17 protein-coding genes and 1 pseudogene are annotated in these 16,689 nt (G+C 71.0%); 5 read left to right on the forward strand and 13 right to left on the reverse strand.

The genetic code is table 11. The annotated features are described in order from the left end of the window. Nucleotides 1-1,744, reverse strand: a 1,744-nt coding sequence (locus FGD71_RS17020; RefSeq protein ID WP_119101295.1) for a sensor histidine kinase, incomplete at its 3' end; no start/stop codon positions are given. 331 nt (nucleotides 1,745-2,075) lie between these two features. On the opposite strand from FGD71_RS17020, the gene FGD71_RS17025 reads away from it, so the two are divergent. Next, on the forward strand, nucleotides 2,076-2,525 hold the full coding sequence (locus tag FGD71_RS17025; protein WP_119101296.1) for a DUF5707 domain-containing protein: 450 nt from the start codon (nucleotides 2,076-2,078) through the stop codon (nucleotides 2,523-2,525). Here the strand turns inward: FGD71_RS17025 and FGD71_RS17030 are convergent. After that, nucleotides 2,515-3,204 carry a TetR/AcrR family transcriptional regulator gene (locus FGD71_RS17030; RefSeq protein ID WP_119101297.1) on the reverse strand — a complete coding sequence of 230 codons (690 nt, stop codon included), beginning with the start codon at nucleotides 3,202-3,204 and terminating at the stop codon, nucleotides 2,515-2,517. The two genes, FGD71_RS17025 and FGD71_RS17030, sit on opposite strands and share 11 nt — an antisense overlap. A gap of 232 nt (nucleotides 3,205-3,436) precedes the next feature. Here FGD71_RS17030 and FGD71_RS17035 point away from each other — a divergent pair, with 232 nt between their 5' ends. Together FGD71_RS17035 and rox are read left to right on the forward strand one after the other, a co-directional pair. Beyond that, nucleotides 3,437-4,645 carry an oxygenase MpaB family protein gene (locus FGD71_RS17035; protein WP_119101298.1) on the forward strand — a complete coding sequence of 403 codons (1,209 nt, stop codon included), beginning with the start codon at nucleotides 3,437-3,439 and terminating at the stop codon, nucleotides 4,643-4,645. 177 nt (nucleotides 4,646-4,822) lie between these two features. Next, entirely contained in the window at nucleotides 4,823-6,250 is a 1,428-nt protein-coding gene (gene rox, locus FGD71_RS17040; protein WP_119101299.1) for a rifampin monooxygenase, read from the forward strand. 87 nt (nucleotides 6,251-6,337) lie between these two features. On the opposite strand, the gene catC is transcribed toward rox, so the two are convergent. The 11 genes from catC to FGD71_RS17095 are packed head-to-tail and all read right to left on the reverse strand — an operon-like array spanning nucleotide 6,338 to nucleotide 15,482. Further along, nucleotides 6,338-6,616: a muconolactone Delta-isomerase gene (gene catC, locus FGD71_RS17045; protein WP_119101300.1), complete on the reverse strand. Its 279-nt coding sequence runs from the start codon at nucleotides 6,614-6,616 to the stop codon at nucleotides 6,338-6,340. Between the two features lie 51 nt (nucleotides 6,617-6,667). Beyond that, nucleotides 6,668-7,528 (reverse strand): catechol 1,2-dioxygenase, encoded by an 861-nt coding sequence (gene catA, locus FGD71_RS17050; RefSeq protein ID WP_119101301.1) that lies wholly within the window; start codon nucleotides 7,526-7,528, stop codon nucleotides 6,668-6,670. 30 nt (nucleotides 7,529-7,558) lie between these two features. After that, entirely contained in the window at nucleotides 7,559-8,662 is a 1,104-nt protein-coding gene (locus tag FGD71_RS17055; protein WP_119101302.1) for a mandelate racemase/muconate lactonizing enzyme family protein, read from the reverse strand. Beyond that, nucleotides 8,659-9,882: an amidase gene (locus FGD71_RS17060; RefSeq protein WP_119101303.1), complete on the reverse strand. Its 1,224-nt coding sequence runs from the start codon at nucleotides 9,880-9,882 to the stop codon at nucleotides 8,659-8,661. The genes FGD71_RS17055 and FGD71_RS17060 overlap by 4 nt, the downstream gene beginning before the upstream one ends. Further along, complete coding sequence (locus FGD71_RS17065; protein WP_240436631.1) at nucleotides 9,879-10,394, reverse strand: flavin reductase; 516 nt, start codon at nucleotides 10,392-10,394, stop codon at nucleotides 9,879-9,881. Before FGD71_RS17065 ends, FGD71_RS17060 begins: the two co-directional genes overlap by 4 nt. A 38-nt stretch (nucleotides 10,395-10,432) precedes the next feature. After that, on the reverse strand, nucleotides 10,433-11,380 hold the full coding sequence (locus tag FGD71_RS17070) for a PDR/VanB family oxidoreductase (RefSeq protein WP_119101304.1): 948 nt from the start codon (nucleotides 11,378-11,380) through the stop codon (nucleotides 10,433-10,435). A 40-nt stretch (nucleotides 11,381-11,420) separates the two neighbouring features. After that, nucleotides 11,421-12,191 carry an SDR family NAD(P)-dependent oxidoreductase gene (locus FGD71_RS17075; protein ID WP_205571132.1) on the reverse strand — a complete coding sequence of 257 codons (771 nt, stop codon included), beginning with the start codon at nucleotides 12,189-12,191 and terminating at the stop codon, nucleotides 11,421-11,423. Beyond that, the gene (locus tag FGD71_RS17080) at nucleotides 12,188-12,727 is read right to left on the reverse strand and encodes an aromatic-ring-hydroxylating dioxygenase subunit beta (protein WP_119101305.1); all 540 of its coding nucleotides are present in this window, start codon (nucleotides 12,725-12,727) and stop codon (nucleotides 12,188-12,190) included. The genes FGD71_RS17075 and FGD71_RS17080 overlap by 4 nt, the downstream gene beginning before the upstream one ends. Then, the gene (locus FGD71_RS17085) at nucleotides 12,717-13,982 is read right to left on the reverse strand and encodes an aromatic ring-hydroxylating oxygenase subunit alpha (RefSeq protein WP_119101306.1); all 1,266 of its coding nucleotides are present in this window, start codon (nucleotides 13,980-13,982) and stop codon (nucleotides 12,717-12,719) included. Before FGD71_RS17085 ends, FGD71_RS17080 begins: the two co-directional genes overlap by 11 nt. Further along, the gene (locus FGD71_RS17090) at nucleotides 13,979-14,347 is read right to left on the reverse strand and encodes a hypothetical protein (protein ID WP_119101307.1); all 369 of its coding nucleotides are present in this window, start codon (nucleotides 14,345-14,347) and stop codon (nucleotides 13,979-13,981) included. The genes FGD71_RS17085 and FGD71_RS17090 overlap by 4 nt, the downstream gene beginning before the upstream one ends. Before the next feature lie 22 nt (nucleotides 14,348-14,369). Beyond that, the gene (locus FGD71_RS17095; RefSeq protein ID WP_119101308.1) at nucleotides 14,370-15,482 is read right to left on the reverse strand and encodes an acyl-CoA dehydrogenase family protein; all 1,113 of its coding nucleotides are present in this window, start codon (nucleotides 15,480-15,482) and stop codon (nucleotides 14,370-14,372) included. 192 nt (nucleotides 15,483-15,674) lie between these two features. On the opposite strand from FGD71_RS17095, the gene FGD71_RS17105 reads away from it, so the two are divergent. Further along, nucleotides 15,675-16,340: an ROK family protein gene (locus tag FGD71_RS17105; protein ID WP_338120056.1), complete on the forward strand. Its 666-nt coding sequence runs from the start codon at nucleotides 15,675-15,677 to the stop codon at nucleotides 16,338-16,340. Between the two features lie 211 nt (nucleotides 16,341-16,551). Beyond that, nucleotides 16,552-16,689 (forward strand): annotated as a pseudogene (locus FGD71_RS48900) (MHS family MFS transporter); the annotation flags it as partial.

Consider the following 16,689-nt stretch of genomic DNA (forward strand, 5'->3'; position numbering starts at 1 on the left):
GCAGGGCTCCGCCCCACCGGGCCGCGCCGACCGCCAGGAACGCCCCGGCCGTCGCGCACGCGGCGACCGCCCAGACGGGGACCGTCGTGCCTCGGTCCAGGACCGCGGCGGTCGCGGCCACCGCGTGCACCGCCCCGGCCGCGACCGGGAGGACCGGCCGGGGCATGCGCGGGCGGTATTCGTCAGGGGACGAACCGGCGGCCGTACGAGCCGGATCCGCTGCCGTACGAGCCGGGTTGGCTGCCGTACGAGCCGGATCCGCGGCCGTACGGGCCGCGTCCGCGGCGAGCGCCGCACAGGTGGCGAGCATGCTCAGCGCGGGCGGCAGGACGACCGGGCCTGTGTACTCGCCCGTGGCCATCGCCACCGGCCAGAGCAGAGCGAGACCGAACAGGACGCCATGGGCGGCGCGGGGCGCCCGGCGCAGCCACAGCAGCGCGACCGCCTGTGCCGCGGCCAGCAGCGCGAAGAGCACCCCCGCGGACACCTGCGAACCGCTCGATGTGGTCTCCGCCCGGATGACCAGCACCGGGAGCAGCGGCTGCAGGACGAGGCCGGCAGCGGCCGTCACCTGCGCCAGGCGGTAGCTCCGCGGAACGGACCGCTCCACCGGGGCGGCGGTCCGTCCGGGCAGGACCGCGCGCACCTCCCAACCGCCGTCCGCCGTCGGGCCGCTGTGCAGGGTGCCGCCCGCCTCCCGTGCACGGGACCGCAGGAAGCCCTGGCCGCGTCCCCCGCCGAGGCCCGCGCCGTGCGCCGCCGAACCGGCCGGCGGTGCCGCGCTCGTGACCACGACGTCCGTGCGGGTGTCGCCGTACCGGCACTGCACCCTCGTATGCGCACCAGGGGCGTGCCGTGCCACGTTGGTCAGCGCCTCGCGCACGATGCCGTACGCCGCGTCGGCGACGGCGCCGTCCGGCAGTGGGTCGATCTCGCAGTCCACTTGCTGGTCCAGCCGGCGGAATCCCTCGACCAGACCCCGCAACTGCTCCTGCGGCGAAGGCAGTTCCTCCCGCGAGGGCGACGGCGCCCGCACCGCGCCGAGCGCCCGGGTGACCTCGCGGCCGGTCTCGACGGCGAACTCCAGTGCCTCGTCGGCCAGTTCGGGACGACGCTCGCGCAGCCCGAGCGCCGCCCCCGCCGTGACCACCACGGCCGTCAGATGGTGGGCGCTGACGTCGTGCAACTCCCGTTCCATACGGCGTCGTTCGACCGCCGGGAGCCGGTGGCGCTCAGACTCTGCCCGCTTCAGCAGTTCTTCGGCCGCTCGCCGCGCGCGACGGATCCGCCGCACCAGCAGGCCCGCGCCGCACGCGGCGGCGTACAGCACGGCGGTCAGGACGAGGTCGAGTCCGTTCCGGTCGCTGAGTCCGTGCAGGCTGAGGCCCTGCAGGAGCTGCCAGGCGGCGAGCGCCACCACGCACAACACGGCGGTGAAGGTGTCGCGTTCGGTCGCCACGGTGAACAGGGCCAGCGCGACACCCGCGGTCCCGAGGACCGCGACCGCCCCGGCGGGCAGCGGCCCGGCCCCCAGCGCACAGGCGGCGCCGACCAGGACGAGGGTGACCACCGGGCGGGCGCGGCGGACGGCGAGTGCGGCGGTCACCAGTCCGGCGACCAAGGCCGCCACGAGAAGGGCGGACGCGGGCGGCACGGCCCCACGCACCAGCACCGCCCCGGGCCACACCACGGCCTGGGCGCAGATCAGCAGGACCGGGACGAGCCGGTCGTCGGTTCGGTTCATGACGGATCAAGGCTATGGCCGCAGGTGAGCGGCCGGGTCCGGCTGGGGGCGGATTCCGTTCTCTTACCTGGGTTGCAGATGCGGCGGTGCACGGATGACGGACGGACGGTGGACGGCCCGGATGCCTTCTCTACCTCCGGTTCGACGCGGCAATCGTCCCGTAGCCCGAGGGCCGTGCGGTGCCCCGCGCCATAAGCTCGATCACATCGAGAAAGCGATCGACCACCGGTTCTTCAACGCATTTCCACGCACGGCTTTTCCTTACATCGCTTTCCGTTCCTTTCCGCAGGTGAACAACGCCTGCTCCGTACCGAATCCAGGGGGATCTCCCATGTCCAAGCGCATTATCGTGTCGTCGCTCATCGGTTTTGCCGTCATCGGCGGGGTGGCCGCCGGTGGTCTCGCCGTGGCATCGGCCGCCACGGAGCTGACCGTGGAGAACAGCTCGGCCCGCTACGTCGCTCCGTCCGGCGGCAAGGCCGGATCGATCACTTTCACCGCGGACGTGAGTGACGACTCCGGCATCCGTGGCCTCAAGGTCCTGGCGTGGCCCGCGAGTTCGAAGCTCGACCCGACCGAGGCGGAGCTTCGGTCCGTGGACAGCGCCACCTGCCGGAGCACCTCGGACGACACCTTCCGCTGCACCTACACGGCGAAGGTCACGAAGGCGGAGACGGCCGGACTGGCCGAGGGCACCTGGTACGTCTCGGCGCTGGCGACAGCGAAGGACGGAGACACGAAGTTCGTGCCGCGCGCCGCCACCTTCGACGTCACCCGCTGACCCGACGCAGCGGTCGGGCGCCTCCGAGGCGCCCGGCCGCACCCGAATCCGTCGCGAGCAGCCCGTTGACCACGAGCGTCGCCAACGATTCCGCCGTGGCCGTGAGTTGTTCCGGTGAGGCGGTCTCGGGACGGCCCAGACGCCGCGCCAGAGGCCCCTCCACCATTCCCGAGACGGGAGGGATGACGGCGAAGAACAGCACGTCCATCGGGATGGGCGCCATACGCCCGGAATCGACGAGCCGCTCGATGCCGGGCACCAGAGTCTGCAGCGTCGGAGCGATGTAACGCTCGTACAGGTAGTCCAACCGCTCGGTGTCCCGGGAGAATTCGTCGACGAAAACCCGCCCGATCAGAGGCGTGTCCACCGCGGTCCGGTAGAAGCCGGTGATGATCTGCCGCAGCCGCTCCGCGTCGTCTTCATCGCCGTCATCCCCGTCATCGTCGTCATCGCCGTCATCGCCGACCGAGGAATCCACCTGCGGCAGGCGCGCCAGCTGCGCTCCCAGCGCGGAGTCCATCACGGCACGCCAGAAGGCCGCCTTGGATCCGTACCGGTCGTTGATGAAGTTGTGGCTGACGCCCAGGCGGCGGGCCAGCTCGCGCGCGGAGGCATGGTCGTAGCCCAGCTCCGCGAAGGCCTCCAGCCCGCGCAGCAGGATGCTCTCCTCCTCGGGCACCGCGGGAGTGTGCGCGCCGGGGCGCCCCGGCCGTCGAGCGGATTCGGCTCTTGCTCCCACTCTCGTCTCCCTCACTGACTGATGGCCCCGGACCTCTTGGGGACTCGCCCACAGCTTACTTGACACCCGTCAGATTACAGCTAATCTGACGGGTGTCAGAGCAACTTCTGGCGCGAAGAGAGCAGCGTCACAGGCTGCGCTTCGCAGGGCTGACCTCTCGGAAGTGAGAGCCATGACCGCACACCACTCACCCCGCAAAGCCCCCAAGCGCGTGGCCGACCTGGAGGCGGCGCGCGATCGGCACAGCACGAAGGCCGACCACATGGTGACCCTGCTCACCGCCGGGGACCCGCTCGCCGACGCGGTCGTCGCCGAACTGGACCTCTACGGCACACAGGCGCGGCGTGCCCTCGACGCGGGCGTCAGGCACGGCCTGGCGAGTCTGGACGAACAGCCCCCATCGGCCGTCGCCGCGCTGCTGAAGCAACTGGAGGCCACGCCTTCCCGGGTCGACCCCTTGATGCTCCATCGAGGCGATGTCGTGAGCCTGTCCGTACCCCCCATGTGGTTCGGGATCTGCTCGATCACCAGCGCGCTCGCCCACACCTACGCGTCCCCGGCCACCGCACGGCTGCTGGCCCGGACAGGCACGCCGACAGCCACGGCTACGCGCCGGCTCGTGGAGACCGGGGTGTGGGCGCGCCAGACCATACGACCGGGAGGGCTGCTGCGCGGAGGTCCGGGCTACACGGCCACCGTCGAGGTCCGGCTGCACCATGCCCGTATGCGGGCCGAGGCCCTCAAGGACTGGGACATGGGTGTCCAGGGTCTGCCGATCGGCCAGCTCGACATGGCCCGCATCTGGCTCGGCTTCACCCTCACCGCATTCCAGGCCCTGGCGGCCGTCGGCATCGACATCAGCCGCGAAGAGGAGCGCTACCTCTACCAGTACTGGTCGTACGTCGCCCACTTGCTGGGACTCGACGAGAGCTTGCCCAACGACGTGGCCAACCACGCCGGCGCCCGCCGCCTGCGGGAACTGCTGGAGCCCACGACGGCCGCACCCGACGACAACTCAACGGCGCTGACCGCCGCCATGGTCGACGCACAGGCCCACGCGATGGCCGGCGCGCCGGGCGCCGTCCTGTCCGAGGAACAGCTGCGCTACCTCATCCACAGCGTGCTCCGGCAGGCCTTCGGAGACGAGATGAGTGACCGCCTGGGCATCCCCGTCCCCGCCGCGGCCGATCCCATGCCGCTGATCAGCCAACTCAACCGCCAGGCCCGGTACTGGCAGACCTACTCCCCCGCCTCGGCCCAAGAAGCCCGCCGCCGGGCGCTGGAGGGATCCGGGCCGGAACTGAAGGCAGCCGTCCATCCGTGCGGCACCTCTTGCCGACAGCACACAGGAGCCGATCGCGCGGCTGCCTGGGCGGCCTGATGCGCCGCCGCTTCGCGAGGAGGTTGTCCGTCCACAGCCGACGGCACAAGGCAAAGGCAAGGAGTTGCCCACTCCTTGCCACTCTCAAGGTATAACGCACCGGGGGCCTTGCGGCAAGACCCCGGTTGTGCCGCAGAATCTCCGGCCGAAGCCAGATTCTGCGGAAATGGGGGTTGCATGATCGACGTGATCGTTGCCGGCGGTGGACCGACCGGGTTGATGCTGGCCTGCGAGTTGCGGCTGGCAGGAGTGCACGTGATCGTGCTGGAGAAGTTGACCGAGCCGACCGGGGAGTCCCGCGGGCAAGGCCTGCACGCGCGCAGCGTCGAGGTGATGGACCAGCGCGGCCTGCTGGACCGGTTCCTCGCGGTCAGTGAGAAGTTCCAGGTCGGCGGTCTCTTCGGCGGCGTGGTCAAGCCGTGGCCGGACCGGTTGGACACGGCGCACCCGTACGGAGTGGCCGTCCCGCAGCCGGTCACCGAGCGGCTGCTCGACGAGCGCGCCCTCGAACTCGGTACCGACATCCGGCGCGGCTGCGAGGTGGTCGGGCTGAGCCAGGACGAGGACGGTGTGACCGTCGAGCTGGCGGACGGCACGCACCTGCGCTCGCGCTACCTCGTCGGGTGCGACGGCGGCCGCAGTGCCGTGCGCAAGCTGCTCGGCGTCGGTTTTCCCGGCGAGCCGTCCACGGTGGAGACGCTGCTGGGTGAAATGGAGGTGACCGAGGATCCGGAGACGATTGCCGCCGTCGTCGAGGAAGTCCGCAAGACCCAACTGCGGTTCGGCGTCGTCCCGGGCGAGGACGGGGTGTGCCGCGTTGGCGTGCCCGCGGACGGCGTGGCCGAGGACCGTGCGACCGCGCCGACCCTCGAGGAGTTCAAGAAACAGCTGCGGGCGTTCGCGGGCACCGACTTCGGCGTGCACTCGCCGCGTTGGCTGTCCCGGTTCGGCGACGCCACCCGACAGGCCGAGCGCTACCGGGTCGGCCGGGTGCTGCTGGCCGGCGACGCGGCGCACATCCACCCGCCCACCGGCGGGCAGGGGCTCAACCTCGGCGTGCAGGACGCGTTCAACCTCGGCTGGAAGCTGGCCGCCGCGGTCAACGGCTGGGCGCCGGAGGGGCTGTTGGACAGTTACCACGCCGAACGGCACCCGGTGGGCGCCCGCGTGCTGGCCAACACCCGCGCGCAGATGACGCTGCTGGGGACCGATCCGGGTGCGACCGCGCTGCGGGAGCTGTTCTCGACGTTGATGGACTTCGAGGAGGTGAACCGGTACGTGACCGGGATGATCACCGCGGTCGACGTCCGCTACGACTTCGGCGAGGGCCACGAACTGCTCGGCCGGCGGATGCGGGACGTGGAGCTGAAGCGGGGGCGCCTCTACGAGCTGATGCACGGCGGCCGCGCCCTGCTGCTCGACCAGACGGGCCGGCTCTCGGTGGAGGGCTGGGCGGATCGGGTCGACCACGTCGTCGACGTCAGCGAGGGCCTGGACGTGCCCGCGGTGCTGCTGCGGCCGGACGGCCACGTGGCGTGGGCCGGAGAAGACCAGCAGGATCTGCTCAGCCACTTGCCCAGGTGGTTCGGCGCTGCCGTCGGCTGAGCGCGCGGTTGTGCCCGGAGAGGCGCAGGCCACGGTGTTGTGCCGGCCTGCGCCACCGGCGCGGTGAATGGCGGCCCGGAGACGCCGTCAGCGGATGGCGGAAGGGTGCCGGGCCAGCGGGGTCACGGTGATGTCCATGTAGGGGAAGAGCGGCAGGCCCCACAGAATGTCGTTGAGCCGGTCGTTGCCGGTGACTTCGAAGACACTGAGGTTCGCGTACTGGCCGGCGCAGCGCCACAGATGCAGCCACTCACCGGACTGCTGGAGCTCCTGCGCGTACTCCTTCTCGGCGGTGAGGGTCGCCGCCCTGAGGTCGGCATCCAGGTCGGGCGGCAGATTCACGGTCATCTGGACGGCGAAGAGCACGGCGGCCTCCGGGCGGCGGTGGTGAGGGGCGGTGGCGGTGACGGGGGGCGGTCAGGCGGTGGGGTCGAGGACGAAGTCGTACGTGGCCTCGTTGGCGCCCCTGCCGTTCGGTCGCGGGTCGAGGACGAGTTCAGGTTTCACCGCGGAGGCCACGTCGTCCGCGATGTGCGTGTCTCCGGTGAAGTAGAGCTGCGTGGTGAGCGGCTCGTGTCCGGGCGCCGAGACCTTCAGGTGCAGGTGGGCCGGGCGCCAGGCATGCCAGCCGGCCGCCGCGATGAGCCGGCCGCAGGAGCCGTCGGTGGGGATCTGGTAGGGGGCGGGCTGAATGGTGGTCACCGCGAACCGGCCCTCGTCGTCGGTGGCGACGCTGCCCCGCAGGTTCCACTCCGGGATGCCCGGCGCGAACTGCGCGTACAGGCCTTCGTCGTCGGCCTGCCACATCTCCAGCAGGGCCCCGGCCAGCGGCTCGCCCGTGACGCCGGTGACCTGCCCCCGGAAGAGGAGCGGGGTGCCGGACTCACCGTCCCGCATGGGCAAGGTGCAGACGCTGGGCAGCGTGGGGGCGCCGGGCACGTAGTACGGGCCCTCGATGGTGCCCTTGCTGCCCTTGCGGACCGCGGTGGCGACCTCCTCGACGGCGTGCTCGACCCACACGTCGAGGAAGAGGGGCCACTCGCCGTCCTGACCGACGGAGATCAGCCACGACTTGAGGACGTTGTACTCCTCGTACGTCACCTGGTGGCGGCGGATGACGTCGTGGACGGCGGTGATCACCTCGGTGGCCAGGGTGTTGACGCGTTCGGCGTCGACGCCCCCGGCCGGCGTACCGGTACCGGTCTTGTCGGTCAGAAAGCGCTCCGTGGCCGAGGCTCCGGAGGCGGCGGCGGTGGCCTTGAGGGTGGTTTCGGACATGGTGAGGGGCTCCTTCGGAAGCGGGGATTCTCAGTGGTCCTGGCGGTAGCGGGCGAGCTTGGCGTCGTCGATGGCGATGCCCAGCCCAGGTCGGTCACGGACGGTGAGCGTGCCGTCGGTGATCACGAGTGGTTCGGCGAGCAGGTCGTCGCTCATGTCGAGGAAGTTGGAGAGTTCACCGGCTCGGCGGGACGAGGAGGCGTGGGCGGCGCCGAACGCGACGGTGCACACCGTGCCCAGCCGGCCGTCGATCTGGTTGCCCATCACGACCTCGGCGCCCATGCCCTCGCACTGGAAGAGCACACGCTGGGAGTGGGTGAAGCCGGTGCGGGCCGTCTTGATACTGATCGCGGTGGCGGCGCCGTCGAGCAGGGAGCGGGTCACTTCGGCGGGTGTGGTGGCGGACTCGTCCGCGACGAACGGCACGGAGCTCTGGCGGACGAGCCACCGACGGCCGAGCACGTCGTCGGCGGGACACAGCTCCTCGGCCAGCGTGATACCGAGGCGGTCGAGTTCCCGCAGCGCCGCGGCCGACTCCGAGGCCGTCCAGCCGCGGTTGCCGTCCACGTACAACTCGGCACCGTCGCCGAGCACTTCGCGCAGCTTCAGGCACACGTCGATGTCGAGGCGGGTGGGGCGGCGGCCGACCTTGACCTTGAAAACGGTGATGCCGTAGGTGTCCCGCATCCGCTCGGCCTCGGCCGCCATCCGCTCCGGGGAGTCGAAGCCGAGCATGTGGGCCACGCGCATCCGGTCGGTCCAGCCGCCCAGCAGCCGGGTCACGGACAGCCCCAGGGCCTGTCCGGCGATGTCCCAGAGCGCCATGTCGATGGCCGCCTTGGCGGCCGGGTTGCCGACCGTGCGGTGCAGCAGGGCATGGACCGGCTCACGGGCGAGGACATCCATGCCGGTGAGCTGCGGGGCGAAGATCCTCTCGATCACACCGATCACGGACGCCTGCGTCTCGCCGTACGTGAACGGACGGGGCGGCGCGTCGGCCACTCCAGTCAGCCCTTCGTCGGTGTGCACACGCACGAGGACGTGCTCGGCGGTGTGCACCTCGCCGCTCGCGAAGCGCAGGGGTTTGGTGTACGGGATGGCGTACGGGACGGTCTCGATCGCGGTGATCTTCACCGTACGGCCTCCTCGACTCTGCGCGCGACGCCGAGCAGGCGGCCCACGCGATCGGGGTGGCCTACGAGTTGGAGGCCGAGCGGCATACCGTGCGGGTCACGGTGCCCGGGGACGGTCACCGCGGGCAGGCCGAGCAGTTGCCAGGGACGGCTGAGGACGGGGGTGCCGGTGGAGTTCAGGCCGTGCGGGGCGGGTCCGGGAGCGGCGGGGCCGAGGATCGCGTCGACGCGGGTGAGGAGGTGGAGGACGGAGGCGCGTGCTGTGCGGGCGGTGGAGAGCGCCGCCCGGTAGGCGTCGTCGGAGGTCTGGCGGCCGCGTTCCAGGAGTTCGTTCAGGTGTCCGCTCAGTGCCTCGGGGTGCTCCGCCTCGGCGGCCAGGGTGCGGGCCGCCTCGTAGGCCATGACCACGGCGTGTGCGTCGGCCAGTTCGCGCGTGCCGACGACGGGAGGCAGGTCTTCCGGACCGCCCTGGCCGTCCCGGTGATCCGCGCCGCCGGATCGCAGTGCGCGTCCGGTGCGCCGCAGCGCGTCGAGCATCGCCGGGTCGATGTCGGCCAGTTCGGTGCCCTCCCACACCAACACCCTGACTGAATCCGGGACTTCGGCCGTGGTGCCGTCGACGGCCTCGATCACCGCGGCCAGATCGGCGACCCCGGCGGTGAGCAGCCCCGGCGCGTCCAGGCTCGGGCTGAGCCCGGTGAAGCCCTGCGTGGACCAGGCGCCCACGGGGGCGACGTACCCGGCGGCGCCGCAGAAGGAGGCCGGCCTGGTCAGTGAACCGGCGGTCTGCGAGCCCAGGGCGAGGGGCACCACGCCCGCGGCGACGGCGGCGGCCGAGCCGCTGGAGGAGCCTCCCGGGGTGTGGGAGGGGTTGTGCGGGTTGCGGGTCGGGCCGGGCTGGAAGTAGGCGAACTCGGTGGTGACCGTCTTGCCCAGCGGTACGGCGCCCGCCCTGCGCAGCCGGTCCACCAGCCAGGCGTCGCCCGTGGCGGTCCGGCCCCGGCGCAGGACGGAACCGCACTCGGTGGGTAGCCCGGCGACATCGATGATGTCCTTCACCCCGAACGGCATGCCGTGCAGTGGTCCGTCCGGTGCCCGCCGCGCTGCCGCGCGGGCGCCGTCGGCGTCCACGCGGACCCAGGCGCGGATCTCCGGCTCGGTCTGCTCCAGGCGCCGCAGCGCGCGCTCCACCGCGTTCGCACTGTCACGGTCGGCGGTCATGTCTGCGCACCCCCCGATACGAGGGGCGTGGCGTCGAGCCGGTGGAACGCCCGGTTGAAGTAGACGAGGCTCTGGCCGCCGGAGCGGGTGCGGATCTGCTCGATGTCGACGAACAGCACGCTGTGGGAGCCCGTGGGGACGGTGTGCTTGATCGTGCCGACCGCGGTGACCAGGGCGTCCTTGAGGACCGGAACGTCCTGGGTGCGGTCCCAGACGTCCCAGGTGAAGCGTTCGGCCATGGCCACTTTGGTGGCTCCGGCGAAGTGCAGCGCGAGTTCCTGCTGGTCTCCGCCGAGGACGTTGAGACCCACGCGTCCGTTCGCCTTGAAGACGTCGTGCATGGCGCTGCCGCGGTTCACGCACACGATGACGGTCGGGGGCTCGTCGGTCACCGAGCAGACGGCGCTGAGGGTGATGCCGCAGCGTCCGTTCGGCCCGTCCGTGGTCAGGATGTTGACGGCTGCCGGGAGGTGGGCCATCGCCTCGCGGAAGTCTGTCCGGCTGGGGGGCACGGCTTCTCCCCTCCTCTCGTTTTCGTACCTCGGAGTGCTCACCACAGCTCGACCACCAGCCGCGACGACTTCGCACGCGACACACAGGCGGCGATCTGGTCTCCGGCCGCCTTCTCCTTCGCGGTCAGGCAGTGGTCGCGGTGGTCGGGTTCGCCCTCGACCACGCGCAGGACACAGGTCCCGCAGATGCCCTCGCGACAGGAGGTCTCCAGCGGGACGCCGTTCTCCTCCAGCACCTCCGCGATGCTCTTCCCGGAGGGCACGGCGTAGACCTCGCCCGTGTCGAGCTCGACGTCGAAGACCTCGCCCGCGTCCGACGGCTCATCGGCCTGGAACAGCTCGGAGTGGATCTGCTCTCCGGGCACGCTGCGGGCCGCGAGGGCTGTGACCCGGTCCATGAAGCTCTGCGGGCCGCAGGTGTAGACGTGCGCGCCGGCCGGAAGACCGGCCAGTGCCGCGGCGAGCGCCTCACCTGCCGCCGCCCGGCCGAGCCCGAAGTGGAAGACGGTCCGGTCGGCGAAGCCGGACCGCTCGAGCAGTCCGCCGAAAGCCGCCTCGGCCCGGCTGCGCGCCACGTAGTGCAGCCTGAACTCCGCTCCCCTGCCGTGCAGTTCGTACGCCATCGCCAGCAGCGGCGTGATCCCGATGCCCGCCGCCACCAGGCGGTGCTCGACCGCGTCGCGGGCGAGGCCGAACAGCTGCCGGGGCGCGCCGACGGTGAGCGGCGTGCCCGGTTCCGTCTTGTCGTGCAGGGCCTGGGAGCCGCCGCGGGAGTTCGCTTCGCGTTTGACGGCGATGGTGTAGGCGCCGGTGTCGTCCGGCGGGCCGCACAGCGAGTACGGGCGGGTGATCCCCGTGGGCCCGGTCACGTCGATGTGCGCGCCGGCCGGGTAGGGGGCGAGGGCGGCGCCGTCGGAGCGGACGAGCCGGAGGACCTTGATCGTGTCGGTTTCGTCGTGGGTGTCGGTGACGGTGACAGGGAACATCCGTCTGCCTTCGGGTTCGGGTGGGGAGCTGACGGCGCTGTCAGCGCATGTACAGGCCGCCGTTGGCGTCCCAGCAGGCACCGGTGACCGCGTCCGCGTGTTCGGCGGCGAGCAGGACGGCCATGTCGGCGATGAACCGCGGGCGTCCCAACCGCCGTACCGGAATGGACTGTTCGAAGGCCGCGAGCTTCTCCGGCGGGACGATCCCGCGGACCACGGGGCCGTCCTGCGGTCCCGGCGAGATGGCGTTGACCGTGACTCCGTGCGGGGCGAGTTCGCGGGCGAACACCTTCGTCAGGGTGGCCACTCCCCCCTTCGCCGCCGCGTAGTGCGCGCCGGTGGCCGTGCCGCCGTTCTGCCCGGCGAGCGAGGCGATGTTGACGATGCGGCCGTAGCCGCGCTCGGCGAAGTAGGCGCCGAAGACCTGGCAGCCGAAGAAGGCGCCGTTGAGGTTGGTCGACACGACCGCCTCGAAGCTCTCGGGGCTGATCTCCATCAGCGCTTCGGCCTTGGACTGCCCGGCGTTGTTGACGAGCACGTGGACGGGGCCCCAGCGTTCCACGAGCCGGTCGCGGACCCGGGCGAAGGCGTCCTTGTCGCGTACGTCCAGGGCGAGTCCGACGGCGTAGCGGCCCTCCGGGTCGAGGTCCGCCGCCGCCTTCACCGCGGCCTCCTCGTCCAGGTCGGTCAGCGCGACCCGGTAGCCCCGGTCGTACAGCCGCCCGGCGATACAGGCGCCCAGGCCGCGGGCCGCGCCCGTCACCAGCGCTACGTGCCGGATCTCGTCCTCTTGCGGGCTCTGCGGGCTCACAGCAGGAACCCCGATGCCGTGACGGTGTCCTCGGAGTTGACCAGCCGCACGATCTTCCGGGAGATGCGCGGGCCGTCCGCGCCGAACACGATCCGATGGGTGACGTCCGCGGCCAGGACGAAGGTGTCCTCGCGCTTGTAGCCGACCAGGATCTGCGCGGAACAGACCTCCAGCGCGTCCTCCTCGCGTCCGGTGACCACGAACCGGGAGACCGAGCGGACCGTGCGGGCGGCGGCCGCGGCCGCGATGGAGAACCCGCCGGTGAGTCGCTCGATGCGCATCCGGCGCATCCGGTCGTCGTCGTAGACGAGGTTGAGGCGGGAGGCGAAGTCGGTCGCCTCCCGGTCGATGGGGACGACGTACTCGCCGCCCTCGGCCCACAGTCCGTCCCATTCCTCGTAGCGGCGGGCGTCCAGCAGGTGGGCCTCGCGCCAGATCAGGGAGACGGCGGCCAGGGCGCGGGGGTCGTCGAGAGGGAGTTCGGCATCCACAACAGCCGAGTCCACAACAGCCGTGTCGGCCACGTCACTTGGCATCGGTCATCATCCTCTTCCACTTCGCGTACGCCTCGCGCATCCCGGTCTCGTCGGTCGCGTGCGAGGTGGCCTGCCCGAAGTCGTTGGGCTTCTCGCGGCCCAGGCCGCGGTTGACGAGAATCGGCATGTCGGCGCCGCCGGCCACACCACGCTGGACGCGGTTCCAGGCCTCGGCGTCGTCGGGGCTTCCGAAGCCGAACGGGCCCTGGAAGTGCTCGTGGATGCGCAGCCGTTCGCGGTTGACGATCTCCGGGCCGCCGTCCAGGCCCAGGGCCACGTGCCGGATCTCCGTCTCCGCGACCGAGATCGGGCGCAGGACACGGAAGAAGGACATCGACATGGCGATGTTCGGGAACAGGTTGAGGTTGAACCCGGCGCCGTGCAGGGAGCGGACGATGCGCCGCACCTTCTCCGGCGGCATGTCCTTCGACAGCTCCTCGACGATGTGGCCGAATCGGTCCTGGAGCTTCTCGGTGCCGTCGTCCACGTCGAGGTCGGCGTGTTCGGCGACGGAGACGGAGACGCTGTGGCCGTTGCCGAGGGCGTGGGTGACCGCGGTCTCGTCGGTCATGATCGACAGCATGCTCGCCGTCTCGGCGTCGACCGAGGACATCCAGGAGCGGTGCACGATCGGGAAGTGGTACCAGTCGGTGGTGTTCTCCAGCTGGATCTTCCAGTTGCCCTGGAAGCGGAACTTGTGCTCGCCCTGCACCTTGATCGGGTAGCCCGCGCCCTGCTTCATGAAGCGGTCGATCCACAGCCGGGCCCCGCCGAGGAAGTCCTCCAGCGGCTCGATGTCATGGTCAAAGCTGGCGAAGACCATGCCCGCGTACGTGCCCACCTTGAGGCGGTGCAGCGGCAGGTCCTTCTTCTCGACGACGTCCTCGTAGCCCTCGGGGTAGGGGATGCCGCGCAGGGTGCCGTCCAGGGCGTACGACCAGGCGTGGTAGGGGCAGGTGAAGCCGTTGCCGTTGCCCTGGGGGGTCTCGCAGACGCTGGCGCCGCGGTGGCGGCAGCGGTTGAGCAGGACGTTGATGCCGCCGCGGCGGTCCCGGCTGACGATGACGGGGCGGCGGCCCACCCAGGTCGTCTTGAAGTCGCCGGCCTTGGGGATCTCGCTCTCATGGGCCACCCACACCCAGGTGCTGTGGAAGATGCGGTCCATCTCCAGCTCGAAGAGTCCCGGGTCGGTGTAGAGGGTGCCGGCCACGCGATCGGATGCGGCCAGCGAGGCGATGTCAGGAGTGACGGTCATCGAGCGGCCTCCGGCTCGGGCAGCGGACGGCCGATGCGCGCCTCGATCTGCATGTAGCGCCACAGGCCGTGCTCACCCACCTGGACGGTACGGAAGAGGTTGCAGGCCGCGGCGACGGCAGCCTGGTCGACGACGTCGGCGAGGACGTAACAGGTCCAGGGCCAGGAGGAGGAGGGGCCGACCATGTGCTGGTCGTCGTCGATGGTGCCGAGGACGGTGACGCCGGGCAGCTCGTGCAGCTGGGTGAGCATGCTCATGAATCCGTCCCAGACCGACTTGCCCTGGCCGGTGGGCAGGTCGAAGAAGTTCTGGTTGACGCCGATGCAGAACAGCACGCGCAGGGGGCTGTTGCCGGAATCGGACATGGGGGTCTCCCTTTCACAGATTTCACAGGTAGCCGGGGAAGGGCTGGACGCCCGTGAGGACCGCGCCGGCGCCGTCGTACATGCCCTCCTGCAGGAAGGCGTGCTGCGGCACGACCGAGGCGTCACGCAGGTAGCGCTGCAGGGGGCTGCCGTCGGCGATGGCGGCGATGCCGCCCAGCTGGTACGCGGCCCGTACGACCTCGAAGGAGGTCTTGGCGAGGTGGGCGGAGGCGAGGCGCAGCAGGCTGGCCTGTTCGGCGGTGGCGGGGTCCCCTGTCTCCACCGTGGCCCACACCTCCTCCGTGATCTCGTAGAAGAAGGCGCGCACGGAGCGGAGTTGGGCTTCGGCCTGCCCGACCGCGATGCGGTAGGTGGCGCGGTCGGCGGGCTTGGGCGCGCCCGTGTAGCCGGCGCGACCACCGTCGGCGATGACGTGATCGAGGGCGGCGCGGGCGACGCCGAGACCGACGACGGCCAGCACCTGGGCGGCGTAGGGGACGGTCGGGTAGCGGTAGAGGGGTTCGTCGACTGTGGGCTCGCCGCCGCGGGCGAAGGTCCACTCGTCGGGGACGACGGCGCCGTCGACGACCAGGTCGTGGCTGCCGGTGCCACGCAGGCCGATGACGTCCCAGTTCTCGGCGATCTCCACCTGTTCGGGCCGCAGTACGGCCATCAACGGTCGGCCGGCCTTCTCCTCACCTGCCTTGATGCCGACACCGAGGACATCCGCCCCCATGCAGCCGCTGGAGAACTTCCACCGGCCCGAGACGCGGTAACCGCCGTCGACGCGTTCGGCGGGCTGCACCGGGAACAGGCCGCCCGCGAAGGCCACGTCGGGACCGTCGGCGTACAGCTCGGCCTGCGTCCGCGGCGGCAGCGCAGCCAGGTAGATCGCGGACGATCCGAAGCTCGCGACCCAGCCGGCCGAACCGTCGACCTCGGAGATCCGCTCGACTTTCCGAAGGAATTCGGCAGGCGGCGACGCGTCGCCGCCGAATTTCTTCGGGGTACCCGCGCGATAGATTCCCGCCTTCTTGAATTCGGCGATCACATCGCGGGGGACGTGCCGCTTCTCCTCGAACTCGGCTTGTCGGTCGGCGACGACGGCCAGCACCCGTTCCAGCGTCTGCGTCATGAGATGACGCTATGCGCGGGAGCCTGTGCTCCACCATTGGGAATCGGACGCACCTTGTAGGGGAATTCCCCTATGCCGGTTCGCGCCTGAAGGAGATTTTTCCGCACGACTCCCGACTGCACGACGAGGACGACGTTCTCCGGTTGGCCGAGCCTGCCGATGTCACGCAGCGGGTCCCCCTCCACGGCCACCATGTCGGCCGTCTTTTACGTCAACCTGATGGCCCTGGACGAAGCCGTGCGGGGCGGCATGGACACTCCGCTGCTCTGCATCAAGATCGGGAGCGGCATCGGGGCAGGCCTCGTCACCGCGGACGGTGACGTGCACCGCGGCGCCGACGGAGCCGCCGGCGACATCGGCCACATCCGGGCCGTCGGCGGCCACAACGTGCTGTGCGCCTGCGGCAACGTCGGCTGCGTGGGAGCTCTGGCCTCCCATCGAGCCGTCCTCCGCGGCCTCGGCATCCCCGAGTCGACCGACGACGACCCGCTGCACGGCACCCGCGAACTCGCCCGGCGCATCGCCGACAGCGACCCGACCGCCCTGCACGCCGTACGCCAGGCGGCCACGGAGACCGGCGAGGTGGTGGCCATGCTGGTCCACATGTTCAACCCGCGCACCGTGGTACTGGCCGGCCCGCTCAGCGAACTCCGCGACGACCTCGTCTCCGCCGTACGCGCCGCGGTCTACCAGCGCGCCCTCCCGCTGGCCACCCGAAAGCTGACCATCACCGCCACCCAGCTCCAAGGCACCTCCGGACTCCACGGCGGGGTCGCTCTCGCCGCCCGCGACGTCTTCAGCCCGGCGGGCATCGCGCGACTGCTGACCGGAGAGCCGGAGCCGGGAGCGGGCGGTTAGGACCGCGAACCGCCCCGGCGTCCGCGCTCGCAGTACGACAGTCCGGCCAACTCACCTCCCAGGCCTTCGAGATGCCGGCCCGTGCTGAAGCCGATCGGCTTCGATGCGCCCCTCAAGGGCGAAGATCGGCCCAATGTTGTGCACTTTCTTGACCATAGTCACGGTGACGCCTAAGTTCGCGGTGTCCTTCCCCCGGTCAAGGGAGACCGCGATGCCCCCGTCCCCCGTCGCATCACCGTCCATGGCTCCCGAACAAACGCGGCAACTGCGCCGTGTCGCGCTGTCCGGACTGCTCGGTACCGCCGTGGAGTTCTACGACTTCCTCGTCTACGGAACGGTCGCCGCGCTC

Source organism: Streptomyces sporangiiformans (assembly GCF_005768555.2).
Classification (GTDB): Bacteria; Actinomycetota; Actinomycetes; order Streptomycetales; family Streptomycetaceae; genus Streptomyces; species Streptomyces sporangiiformans.